Consider the following 20196-nt stretch of genomic DNA (forward strand, 5'->3'; position numbering starts at 1 on the left):
TATAACAAAGTAAAGCTATTGTGATCTTCACTCGCTCTTTAGTTATACTGTGGCTCTTTTGAATCATCAGGTGAATGGATTGCGGATGAGTAAGTCAGTGTTATCAATATTACATACAGAATCATCTTGTGGGTGGGGTGGTCAGGAAATTCGTATACTGACAGAAGCTCAAGGCATGATCCATAGAGGGCATAAAGTTGCACTGGTGTGCTGCCCAACATCTAAAATTGCTAAAGCAGCACCTGATTATGGCATTGATGTTTTTACATTACCTATTGAAAAAAAACGTCTCTCTGCATTAAAAGCACTTCGTCAGTGGCTGAAATTACATCATCAACAATTTGATGTTATTAATACTCACAGTTCTACTGATGCATGGCTAGTGGCTGCTTCTTGTGCCACATTACGTCATTCACCCGTAGTTGTTCGAACTCGTCATGTTTCTACGGATGTTTCTCGTTCACTACCTACTCGCTGGCTCTATCTTTCGTCTAGTGCCCATGTTGTGACAACAGGTGAGAAATTACGTCATACACTGCATCAACATAATCTATTTCCGTTAGAAAAAATGACATCAGTGCCTACGGGAATTGATCTGCAACGTTTTTTTCCACAAAACAAACAACAAGCTAGAGAAAAAATTGGAATACCGAATAAACCGACATTAGGGATAGTGGCGACTATGCGAGTGTGGAAAGGGCATAAATATTTAGTTGAAGCATGGAAATCATTACATCAGCAGTTTCCCGATTGGCAATTAATTTTTGTCGGTGATGGACCTCAGCGTAAAAATTTAGAGCCAATGGTTAAAAATGCGGGATTAGCGCAAAGTATTTTCTTTTTAGGTAATCGTAATGATGTGCCTGATTGTTTAAATGCAATGGATCTCTTTGCATTACCTTCTTTTGGTAATGAAGGTGTACCTCAAGGCATTATGCAAGCAATGGCCTGTGGTTTACCGGTTGTTTCTACAACGGTGGGAGCTATTAGCGAAGCTGTTATTGATGGTAAAACGGGTTTTACATTGGCGCCGCAAGAACAAGAAGCACTAACAAGCCATTTAGCTAAATTAATGGGCTCAGAACAATTACGTGAACAGATGGGAAAAGCCGCGCTTGAACATGCTGTTTCACGATTTGGCTTGGATAATATGCTAGATAAGATGGAAAGGATCTTTATTCAGGCAATTAACGATAAAAATAAATCAGTATGATTAATGTTGATAATAAAGTCGTGAAACGATTATCTCTACTCATCATACTTTAAGTTGTCGTATGGTTGACTACATTTATTCGTACTAGGTACACCTTGAATGACTTAGAGTCTCTATTATAACTTAGTGTATTCATCTTATTGATGAATATTTGTAATACTTTTTAGTGTATAGTCTGAGAAGTAAATGTATCATTTAAGCCAAATAAAAAGCATATGGATCCAAATAATATATTGGTTATAGCGATAGCCCGTTTCGGTGATACATTACTTATCACACCGGTTATCCATGCATTAAAACAGCGTTGGCCTAATGCTCATATTCATGTGCTTGCACATAAACGTAGTGCATGCATTCTTGAGCATAATCCTGATATTGATTGTATTAGACATTTTTCTAAAAAAAGAGCTATTTGGGCAGGCTGGTTACCTCATAAGCCTTATGATTTAGCGCTAGTATATGGCAATGATAGTGAGTTGGTGAACTATGCACGTCGCCAATCTCACCATACTGTGGCTTTTTCTGATAAGTCGCAACAGCAAACTGATGTGACTTGGGTTGAACGTCCCAAATTGCCGATGGTTGCACAAAAAGAACGTGCCTTATTAATTAATGTGTTAGGGATTTATCCGAGTTGTTGGCAGTTACGTTACTTTATCAGTGATGAAGAAGCGATTTTTGCACAACAATTTTTAAAAGATAATTCATTAATTAATAAGAATATTATTGGTTTTCAATTACAGAGCTTTCCGGCTAAGGCCTATAGAGATTGGCCAGTGGAAAATTTTCTACAATTAGCAAAGCAGATAATTTCCCATGACGCGAGTACGTATTTCTTGCTATTAGGTAGTAAGGAAAGTGAACAACTCTCCATTGATTTAGCTGAAAAAATGGGTGAAGAGCGCTGTTTAGCCTTAGCTGGTCGAGTTTCAATGCGACAAAATGCGGCAATTATGGCAAATTTATCGCTTTATGTAGGGGTAGATACAGGGCCTACACATTTAGCAGGGGCTTTAGATATCCCAATGGTGGCGTTATACCATAGCTATCACCCAGGATGCTATTTAGCGCCATTACAACATTCTTGTTGTCAGGTTATCCAACACCCAACCTCGTTGGAAAATGCTCGTCGCGAAGACAATATGGCTGAAATATCAGTTGAAGAAGTGTGGAATGCAGTGCGTAATATCATTGATGGAATGAAGGTGAAAAAGTAATTCATGAAGATCGGTATAATTGATGTCACAATCACCATGTCTTATGGCGGGATCCAAACAGCGGTTTGGGAACTGGCTAAGCAATTGCATGATGCTGGTCATGAAGTTCATCTTTATGGTGGAAATGGCGATATTCGACACAATCTGGCAGGACGCCAAATACAGGTTCACACTTACCCTTATACCCCAAGAGATAAAGTGATTGATCTTGGTGGGCGTTTTCGTCGTATTGTTGAGCGTTATACTTTTGCGCGACATGCCAAAAAAGAGGTGATCAGCCAACATTTTGATTGGGTGATTTTAACGAAGCCTTTTGATTTTTTTTGGCCCTCTATGATGCCTAAATCATCATCAACTCGCTTTTGTTATATGAGTGGGGGAACCAGTTTTTTTAAAGGCGATCGCAGGTTAGGTAAAAAGATTTCAGCATGGGTTGCATGTAGCCATTTTAATGCTTGGCAAATCCAACATCATTTTAAGCAGTTTCCAAACGTGATTTATAATGGTGTGGATATTGAAAAGTTTAAACCTATGACCACGTCATTGCGTGAGCAATTAGGGATCAATGAGTCTACTTTTTTACTCTCATTTGCAGGACGGTTAGTGGGTTGGAAGGGCTTGAGTGTCGCAATTGATGCCATCGAGCAGTTAAAAGGTGAAGATGTTAAACTTCTGATTATCGGTGCTGGTGATGATCTTGAACGATTAAAAAAGAAAGCAATTTCTAAAGGCATTGCAGAACAAGTTATTTTTCATCAACCTGTCGAACATAACGTATTACCAGAATTTTATGCAGCAAGTGACGCAGGTATTTTTCCGAGTACAGGAGATGAAGCTTTCGGTATTACGATTGCAGAAGCGATGGCGTGTGCAAAACCTGTTATTGCAAGCCATATCGGGGGTATTCCTGAGGTGGTAGGTAATGAAGGTACCGCTGGGGTTCTCGTCGCACCAGGTAATGCCGATGAAATTGTGATGGCGATTAATCATCTTCGGGAGTTGCCAGATAGAGGTAAGGCGATGGGAGAGCAGGCGCGTGTGCGTATAGAATCACGTTATACTTGGCAACACTCTGCGCAACGTTTATTGCAGGCATTGGCGTCATAATTATGAAAATTGCTTATATAGATCCTTACCCAGTACCTGATTATCGAGTCGCATCCTTACAAGTTGTTCAAATGATTGATGCAATGGCTCGCAATGGTTGTTTGGTACATATGGTATCTCCAGTTTCATTACTAACTGCGAATACTTTTTTGGGTCGGGATATTAATAAGAATGTTTCTTTTACGGGACTAAAAAACATACGAAAAAAATGGTTCTTCCCATTTAATAGCCAGAAAATATTTAATCATCAGGTTTCTACATGGCTAAGAAAAAATTCTGTTGATGCGATATTTACCCGTAATTTAAAAATGGCGCACTATTTATTGCGAAAACACCCTCAAATTCCTTGTTTCTTTGAAGGGCATGAGGTTTTTTCACAGTCTTTTCGTGAATCCCATGATTTACAAAATCCTAAAAACCAACGAAAGCTGACTAAGTTATTAAAAATAGAAGCAATGGTTTATCGCCACTGTGCTGCTGTCTTTGTAAAAACACCATTAATAAAAGAAGATATTATAAAGATTTACCATATTGATACTCCTATTTATGTTACTCCTAATGGTGTTGATTTATTAGCGGCTCAGGCACAAGAAAAAACACAAGATCTAACAAGATGCAATGATGAAACGCGAGTATTGTATCTAGGCAGTCTTCATCCTTGGAAAGGGCTTCCTACTATTATTCATGCTTTACCATTGTTAAAGTCTGTTCGTCTTTATGTTGCGGGTGGTAAACCTGATCAAATTGCTGTTTTAGAAACTCTTGCTAATAAATTAGGTGTCACTGATCGCATTTGTTTTATGGGATATATTGAGCCTGTGAAACGTTTTGAAGTGATTGCTAACGCAGATATTTGTGTGTTACCTCTGACGGATAGCAGTATGGGAGGACGTTATACGTCACCTTTAAAACTGTTTGAATATATGGCGATGAAAAAACCAATTGTAATTTCAGATTTACCTTCAATTCGTAGTGTTATTGATGATGATTTAGTGGAATTTGCGACAAGTGGTAGTGCGGCCAGTTTTGCTAATGCTATTGAACATATAATTGATAATCCCAATCATGCAGAAGAGAAAACGAATAAGGCCTTTTCATTTATTCTTGGAAGGTTTAATTGGGATAAGTGCGCGGAAGAGACGTTAAATATTATTCAATCGACGTTAGATAAGCGTTCTAAGATTAGTTAATATGCTTTTATTTTCAATAAATTGAGAATTAAGCCCATTTAAATAAGACAATGGGCTAATGTATTAATTATTTTCTAATTAGGTTGTTGGCTTATGAGTGAGTAAAGCATGACGCAATGCCAGCATTAATCCCACCAAAATACCCACTTGATTGATATAGGCATTTTCAAATAACCCTCGCAATACATAGACTCCTAAAAAAGACATCAGTAGCACCAAGGAGGCTTGGCGAATAATCCCTTGGCTTTTTCTTATTAGTTGGATACCTTGGGCAATTATTGAAGAGCAAAAATAAAGAATACCAAATAGCCCTAAAACACCGCCTGCAAACCAAAAAGCTAAAAAGATATTATGAGGGCCAACTGATTTTTTAAAAATCCAAGCAGAGTGATCTTTAATTCGTTCATTATAAACATTATGGTAAAGCTGATTACCGTAGCCATAGCCTTTTGTGGGTTGTTCTAAAATAAGATCTAATGCTGCGCTTTGAGTGCCATTATCAAAACGTAATCCACTATTGGTTTGAGTTAATTTATGTTGAAGTAATTTACTTACAGCTGGATTTATAGGTAAATTTGTTGCACTTATAAGCAATAAGCCACAAATTAATACACTTATTATCATCAGTAACCATTGACGGTTAATAATTAAGATAAGTAATGTACTAATCGCTAATGCGACCCAAGCACCTCGTGCTAACGTACCTAGCATTATAAAAATAAATGATAAACTAACAACAGCTAATAATAACCAATTAATAATTGAGTTTTGTTTTTTTAAAGCCCATAAGCTCAATATAATAGGAAATAAGAAAAGAAGGGCATAAGATACTTCTCTATGAATTAATTGACTTGTTATTGTAAATGGCCAAATACCTCTCTGATACTCCAAATAATACTGTACTAACTCTTTTGTCATAATCACCAGCAACCCAATCGCAAAAGCCACCATCACCATCTTGGCAATATCAGCAGGTTTCTCTTTATACAGCACAATTGGGAAGGTCACGGCAAAAAGTAGTAATCCATTGAGTATCGGCTTATTAATCTCTTTTATACTGATATTAGGCTCGACAGAAATTAGTATGGAATAACCAATTACCAGCAATAAAAATAGCAGTGAAAATGACAGATTATTTTTAAATATTTTACCGATAGCCTTAAAATCACGCACCAGATACCACAGTGCCGTTGCACCGATTAATCCCATTACAATATTTTTATAACGGGTGATATCCGGTAAGTAGATCAATATAATGTAAAGCCCGATAATGGATAAATTCCAAAGGGATTTTTTACTATAGTCTTTAAACAACATCATAATAATCTGCTATCGTCCTTTCTACTTTTAGGGAAACTGATCATACAATAAAAATGATGTTATCGCTGTATCTCTTATCTGATAATAATGGAGCCACCTGTGCCTGAATTGCCAGAAGTCGAAACCAGTCGCCGAGGTATTGAACCTCACATTGTGGGCAATGTATTGCACTATGCCATTGTGCGTAATAGTAAATTACGCTGGCCCGTTTCTGAAAAAATAAAAACCTTACTGGATGAGCCTATTTTAAGTGTGAAGCGTCGCGCTAAGTACTTGCTAATAGAACTTAATACTGGATGGATCATAATCCATTTGGGGATGTCAGGAAGTGTGCGTATTTTATTAGAGGAACAGCCTGAGGAAAAACACGATCATATCGATTTGGTTTTTCGGGATGGTAAAGTATTGCGCTATACTGATCCACGACGCTTTGGTGCTTGGTTATGGTGTGAAGATTTGACAACCAGCTCAGTATTAGCCCATTTAGGACCTGAACCGCTTTCTGATAAATTTAATGCCGAATATCTATATCAACAGTCGAAAAATAAAAAAACAGCTATTAAACCGTGGTTAATGGATAATAAATTAGTTGTTGGTGTCGGCAATATTTATGCTAACGAGGCGTTATTTTCATCGGGAATAATGCCTGATAGAAAAGCTAATAGCTTAACGCAAGAAGAGTGTACGGTACTGGTGGTTGCGATTAAACGAGTATTGACGCGCTCCATTGAGCAAGGTGGCACAACACTAAAAGACTTCTTACAGTCTGATGGCAAACCGGGATATTTTGCTCAAGAACTCTTTGTTTATGGGCGTAAAGATAAGCCTTGTTTGATTTGTGGGCAACAGATTGAAAGCATTAAACAAGGGCAACGTAGCACTTTTTTCTGCCGACATTGCCAACATGGTGAGAATGAGGGCTAAAGTTTACCTAATTTTTTTAGCATTGCGGTGGTTACCACTTCGGGTAAAAATGTAGAAACATCACCGTCATGGCGCGCCACATCTTTAATTAAAGATGAAGAGACAAATGAAAGATTTTGAGAGGGCAGTAAAAATACACTATCAAGATCAGGCGCAAAGTGGCGGTTCATATTTGCCAGTTGCCATTCATATTCAAAGTCAGAAACGCTACGTACACCACGAATTAAAATAGTGGCTTGTTGCTGTTTAGCAAAATTTGCCATTAGCTCACTAAAACCCACCACTTCAACATTCGGTAAATGATCTGTGACTTCTCTGGCTAAATTGACGCGTTCTTCTAAGGTAAACATCGGATTTTTACGGGCGCTATCCGCAATAGCCAATAAAACGGTATCAAACATGCCTGCCGCACGAGTTAAAATATCGATATGACCATAAGTGATAGGATCAAAGGTTCCGGGGTAGATAGCTTTATTTTTCATGATTTACAGTATTCTGGCTGAGTTCCCATAAAGAGGCGTATTTATTAAAGGTATACTGTGCATTAACAAATGCCAATATTAAACCCTGTTTTCCATCTAAAAACCCCATTCTTAACAACCAAGTCTTAAAAAAAGCACCTAATGTATGACCTAAGATAGCGCCATAACAGGTTCTTTTACCTTGTTGATAACGCTGTTTTGCCCATTCGGTGGCATATTTTAGCTGTTTTTGCTGAAACTCCATTAAATCACGGCAAGTTAGATGTAAAAGATCACCTTGCAATGTTTTGACTGTTGCGCCTTGAGTTTCTAACGATTCATGAACCAAATTATTGTTGTATTGATAATGTTCACGAGCATATAAACGTGTGACTTTATCGGGATACCAACCGCTGTGTTTCATAAACCGACCCATAAACAAGTTACGGCGAGCACAGTTATAAACCACATTTTCTTCAGGTTGTTGTAATATCGCGAGGATACTGTTTTTTAGCTCAGGAGTGACACGTTCGTCACTATCGATCATAAAAATATAATCACCCGTGGCATATTGTTGCGCTAATTGACGTTGCTTACCAAATCCTGGCCACTCACTGTTGACAAAGACTTTCGCCCCTTTTTCTATTGCAATATGACAGGTGTCATCTTGACTTCCCGAATCTAACACAATGATTTCATCCGCCCATTGTACAGAGTCTAAGCATTCACCAATGACATCAGCAACATTTTTACTGATCATCACCACAGAAAGGCGCTTACTCTGGCTCATTAGTGACTCCGAGGGGGAAGGTAGGGTGAAAGTAAGGTGAGTAAACGTAGTAATGCACCTTGATTTTCATGAAGCACTTCAACAGCATGGCGACCATAGTAACGGCGATAATCTTCATCATTAAGCAGTGAGGCGATCGCGGTTGCCATTGATTCACTGTCTGTAACCGTAATTAATCCTTCAGCTTGATCGAGCTTGGCACAGATATTTTTAAAATTAAAAGTATGAGGTCCCATAATAACCGGGATAGCATGAGCGGCGGCCTCTAAAGGATTATGACCACCACGCTCGACTAAACTCCCCCCCACAAAAGCCAGATCTGCAATGCCATAGAGCAACATCAGTTCGCCCATGGTGTCGCCAATGACGACTTGAGTTTGTGCATCAGGAACAGCATCAGTGCTTCTTAATGTATACTTTAACCCTGCTTCGCGTGTTAATTGTTCAGCTTTAGGAAAACGCTCTGGGTGTCGAGGAACTAAAATTAATAAAAGTTGTGGAAATTGTGTCAGAAGCTTTTTATGTGTCTCTAAAATAATGGTTTCTTCACCTTCATGCGTACTGGTTGCAATCCAAACAGGGCGGTGAGCTGCCCACTGCCGACGTAAAGCAACGGCTCTTGCTGCTAATTCAGGGGTAACAGAAATATCAAATTTTAGGCTACCTGTAACATGCAAATGTGAACGTTTAAGCCCTAATTCGATAAAACGCTCACCATCTTCTTGGTTTTGAGCCGCGATTAAGGTGATTTTTTGGAGCATTGTTTTGACAAAATTACCTAATTTTTGATAACCGGCAGCAGAGCGTTCTGATAAACGAGCATTGGCAATAATCAACGGAATTTTTCGTTGATGCAGTTTTGAAATCAGATTAGGCCACAATTCTGTTTCCATAATGATAACCAATTTGGGATCGACCGTTTTAAGAAAACGATTAACTGAGCCTGGTAAATCATAAGGAAGATAGACATGGTAAACATCATCACCAAACGCAGAACGCACACGCTCTGAACCTGTCGGAGTCATGGTAGTGACTGTTATAGGTAAATCAGGATAGTGATGGCGAAGGGCACGAACAAGCGGTACTGCGGCGAGAGTTTCACCCACAGAGACGGAATGCAATAATATCCCTTGAGGCACGACTTTGCCTTTGCAAAAGCCATAGCGCTCACTCCACCGTTTTCGGTAGGCGGGTGCTTTACGGCTGCGTAATAAAAGACGCAACCAAATCAGAGGTTGAATAAGGTAAAGAAGTACCTGATATAAACGCAACAACATGCTATCAAATTCACTTATCTGGACGAACGCTTATAGTATCACACTGTGTAGTAGAAAGTGTGTAAAAACAAACGTTGTGGCATTAAACAACGCGGTATAATGCTTTTTTATTAATTTTAACAGGCTTTATTCAGGAAACTTGATAGAATTTTTTTTATAATCAAATCACATTGCTAATTATTCAAGTCCATTTGGAATGTTATGAGTGAAAAAATGAAGTTAATACAAAGGGTTCTTATTATTAAGTTACGATATCATGGTGATACTTTGTTGATTACTCCTGTTATTAATACATTAAAAGCTAACTTTCCAAATGCTGACGTTGATATCTTAATCAATAAAGAAACGATACCAATGATCGAGCATTTTTCCTCTATTCATCATATCTTTGTACTAGACAAAGCATGGAAAAATGAAGGGAAGCTGGCAAGGTTACGCCATGAATGGAAGTTAATAACCGATTTAAGAAATCAACAATATGATGTTGTTATAAACTTAGCTGATCAATGGAATAGCGCAATAATAACCCGTTTTACGGGGGCTAAAATTCGTGTTGGATATGATATTTATAAACGTCAAAGCCCTATCTGGAAAAAATGTTTTACCCATTTGATCCCGCTAGGCTCTGTAGATGAAAAACATATTGTTGAGCAAAATTTAGCGCTCTTGCAACCATTACAGTTACCTAAAATAGATACTCAAGTATCAATGGCGTACAGTGAACAAGATAAATATATTGTTACCGAAAAATTAAAAGTACATAAAGTATTGGGGAGTTATATTGTTATTCAACCTACATCTCGATGGTTTTTTAAATGTTGGGATGAAAATAAATGGTCGAAATTAATTGATGCTTTAGAACAAGAAGGAAATCAAATTGTTTTAACATCTGGCCCCGACCCAAGAGAGCAAGAGATGGTTGAAACTATAATTAAAGGGTGTACTTCAAATAGTGTGGTTTCATTATCAGGACAACTCTCTTTACCGCAACTTGCTGCGTTAATTGATCATGCTCGTTTATTTATTGGGGTTGATTCCGTTCCCATGCATATGGCCGCAGCACTTAAAACCCCCCTTATTGCACTCTTTGGGCCTTCAAAATTATTTCATTGGTCACCATGGGAACATATTGGCGAAGTGTTATGGGCGGGAAATTATGGTGAACTCCCTGATCCTGATGATGTCAATACCAACACACAAACGCGTTATCTCAGTTTAATACCTGTCGAAGATGTACTGAATGCCGTAAGGGGACAACTAAAATGAATTCATTCCGATTGGCTATAGTGCGTCAAAAATACCGACCTGATGGAGGCGCTGAACGATTTGTTTCTCGAGCACTTGAAGCATTAGATAATCAAGCTGTAGAACTTAATGTGATCACGCGTTCATGGATTGGTGCAGTACAACCTCAGTGGCATATTCATATTGTCAACCCAATGAAATGGGGGCGAATTAGCCGTGAAAAAGGCTTTGCTCGAGCAGCAAGACAGTGTTGGCAAAAAGAAAAGTTCGATTTAGTACAAAGCCATGAACGTATCGCAGGATGCGATATTTATCGTGCAGGAGATGGTGTTCATCACCGCTGGTTATTACAACGTTCGCGTGTTTTAAGCCCATTACGTAGTCAATTATTGCTTAATAGTTGTTATCACCGCTATGTAATGAAGGCTGAAAAAGAGATGTATCATTCACCAGAACTAAAACGCGTTATATGTAATTCAGAGATGGTAAAACGTGAAGTGATGGAAGACTTTGGAATTGAAAGTGAGCGCATTAGTGTAATTTATAATGCGATTGATAATCAGCGATTTTTTCCAGCAACAACACTTTATCGTGAGCAATTACGCCAGCAATACCATATTCCTGTTGAAGCAAAATGTTTTATTTATGTGGGTTCTGGGTTTGAACGTAAAGGCTTAAAAGCGGCCATAGAAGCAATCAGTTGTACAAGTGCACATTTGATTGTGGTTGGACAAGATAAAGAGCAGAAAAAATATCAGCAACTTGCTCATCAATTAAAAAGTCATGATCGAGTTCATTTTTTAGGTGTGCAAAAAGACACCTTACCTTTATATCAAATGGCAGATGGTTTATTGTTACCCACTTTATATGATCCTTTTCCTAATGTTGTTTTAGAAGCAATGGCATGTGGTTTACCTGTGATCACTAGTTATACTTGCGGTGGCTCTGAATTTATTGAGCAAGGTGTTAATGGTTTTGTCACTGATGCACTAGATATTTCGGCAATGGTCAGTGCAATAGAGACAATTTCTGCCGATAATCTTGATAATAGAATGTCTAAAGCTGCCCGAAATAAGATATTGCCTTATACGCCAGAGCATTTATCTCAACAACTGATTGGGCTTTACCAAAAGGTTCTTAGTTTATGAAGGAACATATCCTTTTTATTATTGATGGATTACCAGGTGGTGGTGCTGAAAATGTCACTATCAGGTTATGTCATGGTTTAAGCCAACGTGGTTATACCGTTACGTTACTCTCTTTAGCTGAAAAATGTGATTATTCTATTCCCGCTAATATTGAATTATTGATTGATGCAGATAGTTACCGTGGGTTGTTTCATCGACAAACTGAACTGAAACGTCGGGCAAAATCAATGGATAATACGCTAAAATCGTTATTTGCACGTAAAGGTATTCCATCACTTGTTGTTTCGAATTTGCATAAGACAGATAGGATTGTTGCTTTATCTAAAGAGCTGGCAGATAAAAATACGTGGTATTGCATTCATGGTATATTTTCCCAATCTTATTTAGGTAATAAAACCGGTTTTTCTCGTTGGTTAAAACAAAAGAAGATCCAAAAAGTATATCAAGGGAAAAATATTATTACGGTTTCCAATGCGGCTGGGCAGGATTTGATCCAAAACGTGGGGATATCACCACAACAATTAAAAACAATTTATAATCCGTTTGATATTCAAGAAATTAGAAATTTAGCTTTAGAAAGTAATTCTTATCAAGGGCAAGATTATTTACTACATATTGGTCGTTTTCATGAAGTTAAACGACATGACAGATTATTAGAAGCATTTGCGTTAGCGGATTTACCTTGTAAATTATTTATTGCAGGACAAGGCTCTTCTGAAGTGACAACTAAAATTAAAAATAAAATAGCAGAGCTTAATTTAGAAGATAAGGTGAGTTTAATTGGTTTTTTATCAAACCCATTTGCTGTTATTAATGATGCAAAAGCGGTTGTTTTAAGCTCTGACAGTGAAGGTTTAGGCAATGTATTGGTTGAATCTTTGATTTGTAATACACCGATTGTGAGTACCAATTGTCCTGGTGGTATTGGTGAGATTATGGAAGGTGAGCTTGCTAATTATAAAGCAGAGCTAAATGCAGCATCGTTAGCCGAAAAGATGCGATTGGTTTATTTTACGCCACCTGAAATTACACCAGAAATGTACCAAAAATTTGATATTGATGAAGTGATTGATCAGTATATTGAACTTATAGTAGCTAGAGAGTACTAATAATGGGAAATAAAAAATTCAGTACGATTAGACGATTAAATAGACAAAAAAATTATTTTTTAAAAAAAATAAAATTTTTAATTGCCAAGTTTTTTATTGATCCTATTTCCCGGAAGAAATTTTCTTTAAAGAAAGAGTCTAAAGTGCTTTTTTTAAGAGATGATAATAAAATTGGTGATATGGTTGTTTCAACGTCTATTTTAAGACATCTAAAGAATAATGGATATTCTGTAGATATCGTTTCTGGAAGTAATAATTTTTGTGTTATTGAGTATTCTGATTTATACAATAAAAATTATACATACGAAGAAAAATTATTTTCTATAATAAAGTTAGCGTTTGAGTTAAGAAAAGAAAGGTATGATTTAATTATTGATATGGGAGAGTTGCTTCCAATATATTACTTGTTATTTATAAGAATAATTGATGCCAAGAATGTTGTGGGCTTTAATAAAGCTAACATTAAAACGTATAATTTAAATATAGCTTATGGTAAGTATCAGTCTCATGTTATTGAAAGATACAAAAAAATGCTTAATGTTCTTAATGTGCCTTTTGATGAACTTAAATATGAGATTATGATCCCTTCTGGGGTAGATGATAAGATAAAAAGTTTTATTAATAATCTACCATATAAAAAAACAGTAGTAATAAATCCATTTTCAGCATCCGAAAAAAGAGATATATCAAGAGAGCAGTTGTTATTTATAATATCTTATTTAAAGACAAAAACAGTAAATATTATCTTTATTGGAAAGCAGAATGACTTGAAAAATCTCGCATTAGAAAATATTTTGAGTAATCCTATTGGGGACTTTATTAGTGCATCAGCAATTATAAAATATGCTGATTTAGTAATAACACCAGATACATCTATTGTTCATGTTGCTACGGCTTTTAATAAACCTACACTTGCATTGTATGGAAATGATTATCATGGTAAATATGCAAATAATTATTTGTGGTCACCAAATAATCAAAAAGCAATTCAAATAACACAGGACAAAATAGATAGTAAAGTCAGTGAGATATCAACAGATCTAATTAAATCTAAATTAGATATTCTTGTAGGCGAATATTTATGTCAATAAAAAAAATAACTATAGTTGGTATTGAGTTGCAAGGTTTAGGGGGTATGGAGGTTGTTTTTAATAAATTAAATAATTTATTAAAAGAATTTTATCCTCAAATAGAATTATCTATTGTCCTTTTGAAGGAGAGAGATATTTGTATTAATGAAAATTGGCATGAAAATTTAAATGTAAGATTGATTAGTTGTAACATTAGAAATCATAAAGTAAGAAGATTTTTCTTTTCATGGAAATTATCGAAAATTTTAAGAAAAGAAAAGCCAGATATTATTATTGGATCAGATGTTATAGGGTGTTATATCGCTAATTTAGCATCTAAGTTCTCACTGAAAAATATTCCAGTTTTTTCTTGGATACATACATCACTGTGGACTGCATATAAAGCGATATACACTTTAAATACACAATATCATATACCGATTAGTTCAGGTAATAAAAAATATTTATTGAGTAAAAATGTACCTGAATCTAGTATTAATGTAGTTTACAATCCTGTGGATAGAACTGATAAAACTATTTCTCGCCCTCAAGGTAAAACAAAATTTCTTTATGTTGGGCGATTATTATCTAAGGGAAGTAAAAATCTTGAATTTATGTTTCGTTCACTAAGCAAATTAGAAGGAAACTGGGAATTACATCTAATTGGAGATGGAGAAGATAGAGCAGATTTGTTTTCACTTGCAAAAAAGTTAAAAATTGATAAAAAAGTTATTTTTCATGGTTGGCAAAGTAATGCGTGGGATTATGTATTAAGTCATATTAAAGAAGTTACTGCATGTTTATTAACCTCAACTCATGAGGGGCTTCCTATGGTTTTAATTGAGGCTAAATCTTATGGGATTTACTGCATTAGCTCTGATTGTTTAACTGGGCCTTCTGATATTATTAATGGAAGTAATGGACAATTATTCCCAGTTAATGATGAAGCATCATTTTTGAATATATTAAACAACGTTGTCAATGAAAAATTAAATTTACCTAATCCTTGTGAAATGAAGAAATCTATTGAGCCATTTTATGGTGATATATATATAAAAAATATGATGGATTTTTTTGAAATGAAGAGTAAAGAATATAATGGCTAAACCAGCATTTATTATCACATTAGATACCGAAGGTGATAATCTTTGGGAAAATAAGGGTGAGATCACCACTCAAAATACGCACTTTCTTCCCCGTTTTCAGCAACTTTGCGAGCGTTTCCATTTTAAACCTGTCTGGCTAACAAACTATGAAATGGTTATGGATGATGCCTATATTGAGTTTGCTCGTGATGTTATTGCGCGTAATACCGGTGAAATTGGTATGCACTTACATGCTTGGAATAGCCCACCATTAACGCCTTTAACAGATGATGATTTACGTTATCAGCCTTATTTAATTGAATACCCCAAAGATCAAATGCGAGAAAAAATCGCATTAATGACTGAATTGCTTGAAGAGAAACTGCAAACCAAAATGTTAAGCCACCGTGCGGGGCGTTGGGCATTTAATGAGATTTATGCACAACTTTTAGTTGAGTTTGGTTATCAAGTTGATTGCTCTGTGACGCCTAAAGTAGATTGGCGTTTTACAAAAGGCGATCCGGCACAAGTAGGTGGAACAAATTATACCCATTTTCCAAGCCATGCTTATTTTATGGATCTAGAGGATATCACTAAACCAGGTAATTCATCATTGCTAGAAGTGCCAATGAGTATTCAATATAAGCACTCGCCTTTAATGAATAAATTTAAGCAAGGCTACGATAAGTTAAGAGGTAAGCAACGAGCCCCTTCAGTGAATTGGCTTCGGCCTAAAGGCGGAAATGCCCAACAGATGATCGAGGTTGCTGAAAAATCCTTAGCTCAAGGCCACTCTCATATTGAATTTATGTTGCACTCATCTGAATTTATGCCAGGTGGTAGTCCAACATTCCGTACTGAAAAAGATATTGAAGGGTTATATCATGATTTAGAAACGTTATTTAGTTTCTTATCAGATAAAGTGCAGGGAATGACGTTAGCAGAATATTATAGAACAAAAAATAAGGCATCATTATAATGTTTTTTAAGATGGGTTGGCAACAAAGTTCAGAATCGGAATATCGAGAAGCATATACTAAATTTGGGGGGAGTGTTATTACTTCCCCAGACTTGCTTAATTTTATTCATCAGCGCTTTAATTTGGATGAGAAATTTTATATAAGAAAAGATAGAAATAATCAAATTATAGGTGCTTTTTGTACTTGGCATGATAAGTATTTAGCGGGAGAACAGAAAATAGCACATAATTTAGGACTTTATCGTTATATGCTAAATTTCGATGAAATTATATTACCATTGTCGACAGAGGAAAAAGTATTTTTACCTGCAAAAAGTAAATTTTTATCCGAAAAACATAAAGAGCAAGTAATAAATGCATTTGAGAAAATTAATGCTCATCGCGAGATATGTTTAGTGAAATCATTTTCTAAAAAAACAATTAGCACTCGAAATAGAGAATTAAATAAATTTATTAAAAAAGGTGGGAGTGTTGTTAATGTATCTAAATATTCAGTAGAAGAATTTACGGATATTTATGATGAACTTTATTTCAAAAGACGAAATGAACATTCGAATAAAAAAGAGATACAAGAAATATTAAATACATTCCCTGATTTAGTCTTTGGTAATATATTATGGCTAGAGAATAATCCAGTTGCTATGCAATATGTTATAAGGAAAGAATCACCAAACTGGGTTTGTTTTGATTATATTAATAGCGGAATGGATATGAGTTATCCTGATTTATCTCTAGGAACAATAGCTGCCTGGGTAAATGTCCGTGATGCAATTGAATATACAAATAAAAGAAATTTAGAATTAAGATATTGTTTTGGTAGGCCAACATTTGATTACAAAGAAAGATGGTGTAACCGTTCTTCTCTACAAAGAGTAATATCAATATAGTTAGATTGATTTTTTATACATAATACATTGAAATTAAATACTTTTAATTTAAAGATATATTTTATGAAATTAAAAAAACTTAAATGGATACATCATTTTTTAAATATTTATAACCCACTTTTGGGTAAAATGAAGAAAACAGGTACATTTTCTTCTGATATTCAATTTAATAGTATTCTTATTTTTTCTACGACTGCGCTGGGGGATTTTATGTTTAATACTCCTGCGATAAGAGCGATCAGAGCTCACTATCCTAATGCACATATCACATTGGTTTCTAGCGAAAAAAATAAGTCATTAGTTGAAAATTACGATCAAATAGACAGTGCGGTTTATTGGGATAATAAAATTAGGAACCTACTTCCTATCGCACTACAGGCAAAAAAATATAAACCTGAATTAGCGGTTATATTACATTCACATCTTCCTTACGATGTGTTATTTGCTGTTATGTCTGGTTCCCAATATATTTTTCGTAATACATCAGATTCCATTCCTGAGTGGTTTAGAAAGTGGATAATTGCTGATCATAAACCGGCATCTGGCCATGTTATCCAAAGTAAACTTAATATTATTCGTTATTTAGGAATAGATAGTGCTGATACAAGAATGGAAATTCCTTGTAAAATAGAACAATTAGATAAAGGAAATTATCATATTGTTGGATTTCAGATGGGGGCATCAACGCAAGAGCGTAGATGGCCTGTAAAATATTTTGCTGAATTAGCGCAAAAGCTTATTGAGAGTGACTCATCGTTACAGATTAAGCTAATTGGTTCACCAAGAGAGTTAGAATTACCGGAAGACTTTTTTGTATTGTTGCCAGAAAAATATCATAACAATATTGAAAATCTAGTGGGTAAAACTTCATTGCCTGATTTGTTAAGTCAGATAAAAATAATGGATGTGTTAGTCACAGGGGATACAGGGCCTCTGCATTTGGCGATTACATTACAACGCCCAACAGTGAGTTTATTTGCGACAGCAAACCCTAAATGGACAGGGCCTTATCAAGATCTTCATTTGCATACCATTATCAATAAGAAACCTAATCCAGATGAGAGAATACAAGCATCAATGGATCTTATTTCGGTTGATGAAGTCTTTAATGCCGTCAATAAAACCCTAAAAGACTAATAACTTTTAGGGCTTATAAGACTAAATATCGAGAATATTGATAACTTGTTGCGCACTTATCTCCCCAATATCCCCACCTTCCGCTTTTACAGCCGTTTGGGCTTTACCATAACCGCCAATTAAGCCGGGATCGGTAGGGCCAAATAGGGTGATATTGGGTTTATCTAATGCGGCCGTTAAATGGCTTAATCCGGTATCCACAGAAACGACACTTTTAGCACCAGCAATAACCTGAGCAACTTGGGCTAATGACATCTTCGGTAATACATCAACGTAGTCAAAATCTTTTGCTAAGCGAATGGCTCGTTGATGTTCATGCTCTGCACCCCAAGGTAATTTAATGCGTAATCCAGAATCAGCAAGTAGGGCGATTAACTCTCTCCAATGAGATTCAGGCCAATGTTTCTCATCACGCGTAGTTGCGTGTAAAAAGACTAAATAAGGGCGCTCATCAAAGGCGGGAAGTGAGAGAAAATGTTGTGCAATTCCATAATCCCCCTGAGACTGTGGTATCGGATAATTTAAGCTTAGTGCAAATAGTTGGCGAATTCGCTCAACGGCGTGCATCTCTTTACTGACATTGTGGCGAATATCGTAAAAGAAACTTGCTAAAGGCTCTCGAGCGCATTGGCGAGAATAACCATGTTTAGTGCCTTTGGCGTATCGAGTCACTAAGAATGCACTTTTCAGTAACCCTTGCGCATCAATAACGGCATCATAATGATGAGATTGAATAGCGCGACGAAATTGCGCGCGCTCAGCACGAATAGGGGCACTAAACCAGTTTTTTCGCCAACGGCGTATTGCCACAGGAATAACCGTATCAACGGCTTGATGCCAGCTAGGGATCTGTGCAAAGCCTTCTTCGACTACCCAATCAAAACGAATATCAGGATAAACATTTATTGCATCAGTTAATGCTGGCAACGTGTGTAAGACATCACCCATGGAGGAGGTTTTAACGATTAATACCCGCTTCACGCTGATGGCTCCGTTGACAGTAAATTTGCTAACTCAGCAAAAACCTTCTCTGGCTGAATATCGATTAAGCTTTGGTGATAGCCTTGTTCAGCATCCCCTTTACGCACTTTGTGATAACCAGTAATTAAACGGATCACACGCGCTTTATGTGATAAAGGTGGCGTAAAGTCAGGGCTACTTGGGCCATAAAGTGCCACTAACGGGCGCTCTAACGCAGCTGCAACATGCATTAAACCGGAGTCATTACTGACGACCGCTTTACAAGATGCAATCAAATTAACTGCCTGCTCAAGACTGGTTTCGCCTGCAAGATTAAAACACGCTTCTCGAGCATCTGGTGTTAAAGCTTGTTTTATCTCTTCACCGGCTTCTTTATCTTTTTGAGAGCCAAACAAGAAGATTTGATAGCCTTGCTCTGTGATAAGTTTTTGCGCTAAAGCAGCATAATGATAATGAGGCCAACGTTTTGCAGGGCCAAATTCAGCGCCTGGGCAAAAACCAATCGCAGGGCGTTGGGTAGATAATGAAAATTGACTTAGTGTGGTAGCAATATCGTTTTCGGTAACTGATAACTTAGGCCATAATAAAGGTTGAGGTAAATCAGTCGCTTTTTGCACCTTTTGCTTGTCATAAGCTAGCGCAACATAGCGCTCAACCATCAAAGGAAATGCTTCTTTATTTAAAGGTCGCAAATCATTTAATAGCCCATAACGCATCTCTCCACGCCAACCTGTGCGCTTAGGAATATCTGCAAAGAAAGGGACTAAGGCAGATTTTAACGAGTTAGGTAATACATAAGCGTGAGTATAACCATTCTCTTTTAATTGTTTTCCTAAGCGACGGCGTTCACCAATGGCTAAAGCACCGTGCCCTAATGGCATTGGGATCGCATTATCAACTTCTGGCATTTTTTCCAGTAATGGACGGCACCATGCAGGTGCCATTACATCAATTGTTGCCGCCGGATGTAATGCTTTCAATGTACGATAAAGACTTTGGGACATCATCATATCCCCGACCCATGACGGCCCTACCACAAAGATTTTCATAAACAGT

19 protein-coding genes are annotated in these 20196 nt (G+C 36.7%); 13 read left to right on the top strand and 6 right to left on the bottom strand.

Features of this window, described 5'->3' with window-relative positions; all coding sequences use genetic code 11:
* Positions 1–85 precede the first annotated feature (85 nt).
* From LG402_RS00100 to LG402_RS00115, 4 genes are all read left to right on the top strand, one after another.
* Positions 86–1213 carry a glycosyltransferase family 4 protein gene (locus LG402_RS00100; RefSeq protein ID WP_227336234.1) on the top strand — a complete coding sequence of 376 codons (1128 nt, stop codon included), beginning with the start codon at positions 86–88 and terminating at the stop codon, positions 1211–1213.
* A gap of 215 nt (positions 1214–1428) precedes the next feature.
* On the top strand, positions 1429–2430 hold the full coding sequence (locus tag LG402_RS00105) for a glycosyltransferase family 9 protein (protein ID WP_227336235.1): 1002 nt from the start codon (positions 1429–1431) through the stop codon (positions 2428–2430).
* 3 nt (positions 2431–2433) lie between these two features.
* A complete protein-coding gene (locus LG402_RS00110; RefSeq protein ID WP_227336236.1) occupies positions 2434–3537 on the top strand; it encodes a glycosyltransferase family 4 protein in 1104 nt (367 codons plus the stop codon).
* A gap of 2 nt (positions 3538–3539) precedes the next feature.
* Positions 3540–4727, top strand: coding sequence for a glycosyltransferase family 4 protein (locus tag LG402_RS00115; RefSeq protein WP_227336237.1), 1188 nt, complete (start codon positions 3540–3542; stop codon positions 4725–4727).
* 78 nt (positions 4728–4805) lie between these two features.
* Here LG402_RS00115 and rfaL read toward each other — a convergent pair whose 3' ends face one another.
* The gene (rfaL, locus tag LG402_RS00120; RefSeq protein ID WP_227336238.1) at positions 4806–6047 is read right to left on the bottom strand and encodes an O-antigen ligase RfaL; all 1242 of its coding nucleotides are present in this window, start codon (positions 6045–6047) and stop codon (positions 4806–4808) included.
* A 99-nt stretch (positions 6048–6146) separates the two neighbouring features.
* On the opposite strand from rfaL, the gene mutM reads away from it, so the two are divergent.
* Positions 6147–6971, top strand: coding sequence for a bifunctional DNA-formamidopyrimidine glycosylase/DNA-(apurinic or apyrimidinic site) lyase (gene mutM, locus LG402_RS00125; RefSeq protein WP_227336239.1), 825 nt, complete (start codon positions 6147–6149; stop codon positions 6969–6971).
* On the opposite strand, the gene coaD is transcribed toward mutM, so the two are convergent.
* From coaD to waaA, 3 genes are read right to left on the bottom strand one after another with little or no spacing between them, the layout of a single operon-like run.
* Positions 6968–7453: a pantetheine-phosphate adenylyltransferase gene (gene coaD / locus LG402_RS00130; protein WP_227336240.1), complete on the bottom strand. Its 486-nt coding sequence runs from the start codon at positions 7451–7453 to the stop codon at positions 6968–6970. The genes mutM and coaD overlap by 4 nt on opposite strands.
* On the bottom strand, positions 7443–8222 hold the full coding sequence (locus LG402_RS00135) for a glycosyltransferase family 2 protein (RefSeq protein WP_227336241.1): 780 nt from the start codon (positions 8220–8222) through the stop codon (positions 7443–7445). The genes coaD and LG402_RS00135 overlap by 11 nt, the downstream gene beginning before the upstream one ends.
* Positions 8222–9499 carry a lipid IV(A) 3-deoxy-D-manno-octulosonic acid transferase gene (gene waaA, locus LG402_RS00140; RefSeq protein WP_227336242.1) on the bottom strand — a complete coding sequence of 426 codons (1278 nt, stop codon included), beginning with the start codon at positions 9497–9499 and terminating at the stop codon, positions 8222–8224. Before waaA ends, LG402_RS00135 begins: the two co-directional genes overlap by 1 nt.
* A gap of 201 nt (positions 9500–9700) precedes the next feature.
* Between waaA and rfaQ the strand changes: the two genes are divergently transcribed.
* From rfaQ to LG402_RS00180, 8 genes are all read left to right on the top strand, one after another.
* The gene (gene rfaQ / locus LG402_RS00145; protein ID WP_227336243.1) at positions 9701–10765 is read left to right on the top strand and encodes a putative lipopolysaccharide heptosyltransferase III; all 1065 of its coding nucleotides are present in this window, start codon (positions 9701–9703) and stop codon (positions 10763–10765) included.
* A complete protein-coding gene (locus tag LG402_RS00150; protein ID WP_210813263.1) occupies positions 10762–11892 on the top strand; it encodes a glycosyltransferase family 4 protein in 1131 nt (376 codons plus the stop codon). The genes rfaQ and LG402_RS00150 overlap by 4 nt, the downstream gene beginning before the upstream one ends.
* Positions 11889–13001: a glycosyltransferase gene (locus LG402_RS00155; RefSeq protein WP_227336244.1), complete on the top strand. Its 1113-nt coding sequence runs from the start codon at positions 11889–11891 to the stop codon at positions 12999–13001. Before LG402_RS00150 ends, LG402_RS00155 begins: the two co-directional genes overlap by 4 nt.
* Before the next feature lie 2 nt (positions 13002–13003).
* Complete coding sequence (locus LG402_RS00160) at positions 13004–14092, top strand: glycosyltransferase family 9 protein (RefSeq protein ID WP_227336245.1); 1089 nt, start codon at positions 13004–13006, stop codon at positions 14090–14092.
* Complete coding sequence (locus tag LG402_RS00165; protein ID WP_227336246.1) at positions 14083–15177, top strand: glycosyltransferase; 1095 nt, start codon at positions 14083–14085, stop codon at positions 15175–15177. The genes LG402_RS00160 and LG402_RS00165 overlap by 10 nt, the downstream gene beginning before the upstream one ends.
* Positions 15170–16135, top strand: a complete 966-nt coding sequence (locus LG402_RS00170) for a polysaccharide deacetylase family protein (protein WP_227336247.1) — start codon at positions 15170–15172, stop codon at positions 16133–16135. The genes LG402_RS00165 and LG402_RS00170 overlap by 8 nt, the downstream gene beginning before the upstream one ends.
* An 11-nt stretch (positions 16136–16146) precedes the next feature.
* Positions 16147–17022 (top strand): antimicrobial resistance protein Mig-14, encoded by an 876-nt coding sequence (locus LG402_RS00175; protein ID WP_227336248.1) that lies wholly within the window; start codon positions 16147–16149, stop codon positions 17020–17022.
* Positions 17023–17085: 63 nt separating this feature from the next.
* Positions 17086–18159, top strand: a complete 1074-nt coding sequence (locus tag LG402_RS00180; protein WP_227336249.1) for a glycosyltransferase family 9 protein — start codon at positions 17086–17088, stop codon at positions 18157–18159.
* A gap of 21 nt (positions 18160–18180) precedes the next feature.
* On the opposite strand, the gene rfaC is transcribed toward LG402_RS00180, so the two are convergent.
* On the bottom strand, positions 18181–19140 hold the full coding sequence (gene rfaC, locus LG402_RS00185) for a lipopolysaccharide heptosyltransferase RfaC (protein ID WP_227336250.1): 960 nt from the start codon (positions 19138–19140) through the stop codon (positions 18181–18183).
* Entirely contained in the window at positions 19137–20189 is a 1053-nt protein-coding gene (rfaF, locus tag LG402_RS00190) for an ADP-heptose--LPS heptosyltransferase RfaF (RefSeq protein ID WP_194951560.1), read from the bottom strand. The genes rfaC and rfaF overlap by 4 nt, the downstream gene beginning before the upstream one ends.
* Positions 20190–20196 lie beyond the last annotated feature (7 nt).

Origin of the sequence: Proteus sp. NMG38-2, assembly GCF_020640995.1 — a bacterium.
Lineage (GTDB): Bacteria > Pseudomonadota > Gammaproteobacteria > Enterobacterales > Enterobacteriaceae > Proteus.

Coding starts and splice junctions, on each gene's coding strand:
- LG402_RS00100 (WP_227336234.1), top strand. CDS start 86: ATGAGTAAGTCAGTGTTATCAATATTACATACAGAATCATCTTGTGGG.
- LG402_RS00105 (WP_227336235.1), top strand. CDS start 1,429: ATGGATCCAAATAATATATTGGTTATAGCGATAGCCCGTTTCGGTGAT.
- LG402_RS00110 (WP_227336236.1), top strand. CDS start 2,434: ATGAAGATCGGTATAATTGATGTCACAATCACCATGTCTTATGGCGGG.
- LG402_RS00115 (WP_227336237.1), top strand. CDS start 3,540: ATGAAAATTGCTTATATAGATCCTTACCCAGTACCTGATTATCGAGTC.
- rfaL (WP_227336238.1), bottom strand. CDS start 6,047: ATGATGTTGTTTAAAGACTATAGTAAAAAATCCCTTTGGAATTTATCC.
- coaD (WP_227336240.1), bottom strand. CDS start 7,453: ATGAAAAATAAAGCTATCTACCCCGGAACCTTTGATCCTATCACTTAT.
- LG402_RS00135 (WP_227336241.1), bottom strand. CDS start 8,222: ATGAGCCAGAGTAAGCGCCTTTCTGTGGTGATGATCAGTAAAAATGTT.
- waaA (WP_227336242.1), bottom strand. CDS start 9,499: ATGTTGTTGCGTTTATATCAGGTACTTCTTTACCTTATTCAACCTCTG.
- rfaQ (WP_227336243.1), top strand. CDS start 9,701: ATGAGTGAAAAAATGAAGTTAATACAAAGGGTTCTTATTATTAAGTTA.
- LG402_RS00150 (WP_210813263.1), top strand. CDS start 10,762: ATGAATTCATTCCGATTGGCTATAGTGCGTCAAAAATACCGACCTGAT.
- LG402_RS00155 (WP_227336244.1), top strand. CDS start 11,889: ATGAAGGAACATATCCTTTTTATTATTGATGGATTACCAGGTGGTGGT.
- LG402_RS00160 (WP_227336245.1), top strand. CDS start 13,004: ATGGGAAATAAAAAATTCAGTACGATTAGACGATTAAATAGACAAAAA.
- LG402_RS00165 (WP_227336246.1), top strand. CDS start 14,083: ATGTCAATAAAAAAAATAACTATAGTTGGTATTGAGTTGCAAGGTTTA.
- LG402_RS00170 (WP_227336247.1), top strand. CDS start 15,170: ATGGCTAAACCAGCATTTATTATCACATTAGATACCGAAGGTGATAAT.
- LG402_RS00175 (WP_227336248.1), top strand. CDS start 16,147: ATGGGTTGGCAACAAAGTTCAGAATCGGAATATCGAGAAGCATATACT.
- LG402_RS00180 (WP_227336249.1), top strand. CDS start 17,086: ATGAAATTAAAAAAACTTAAATGGATACATCATTTTTTAAATATTTAT.
- rfaF (WP_194951560.1), bottom strand. CDS start 20,189: ATGAAAATCTTTGTGGTAGGGCCGTCATGGGTCGGGGATATGATGATG.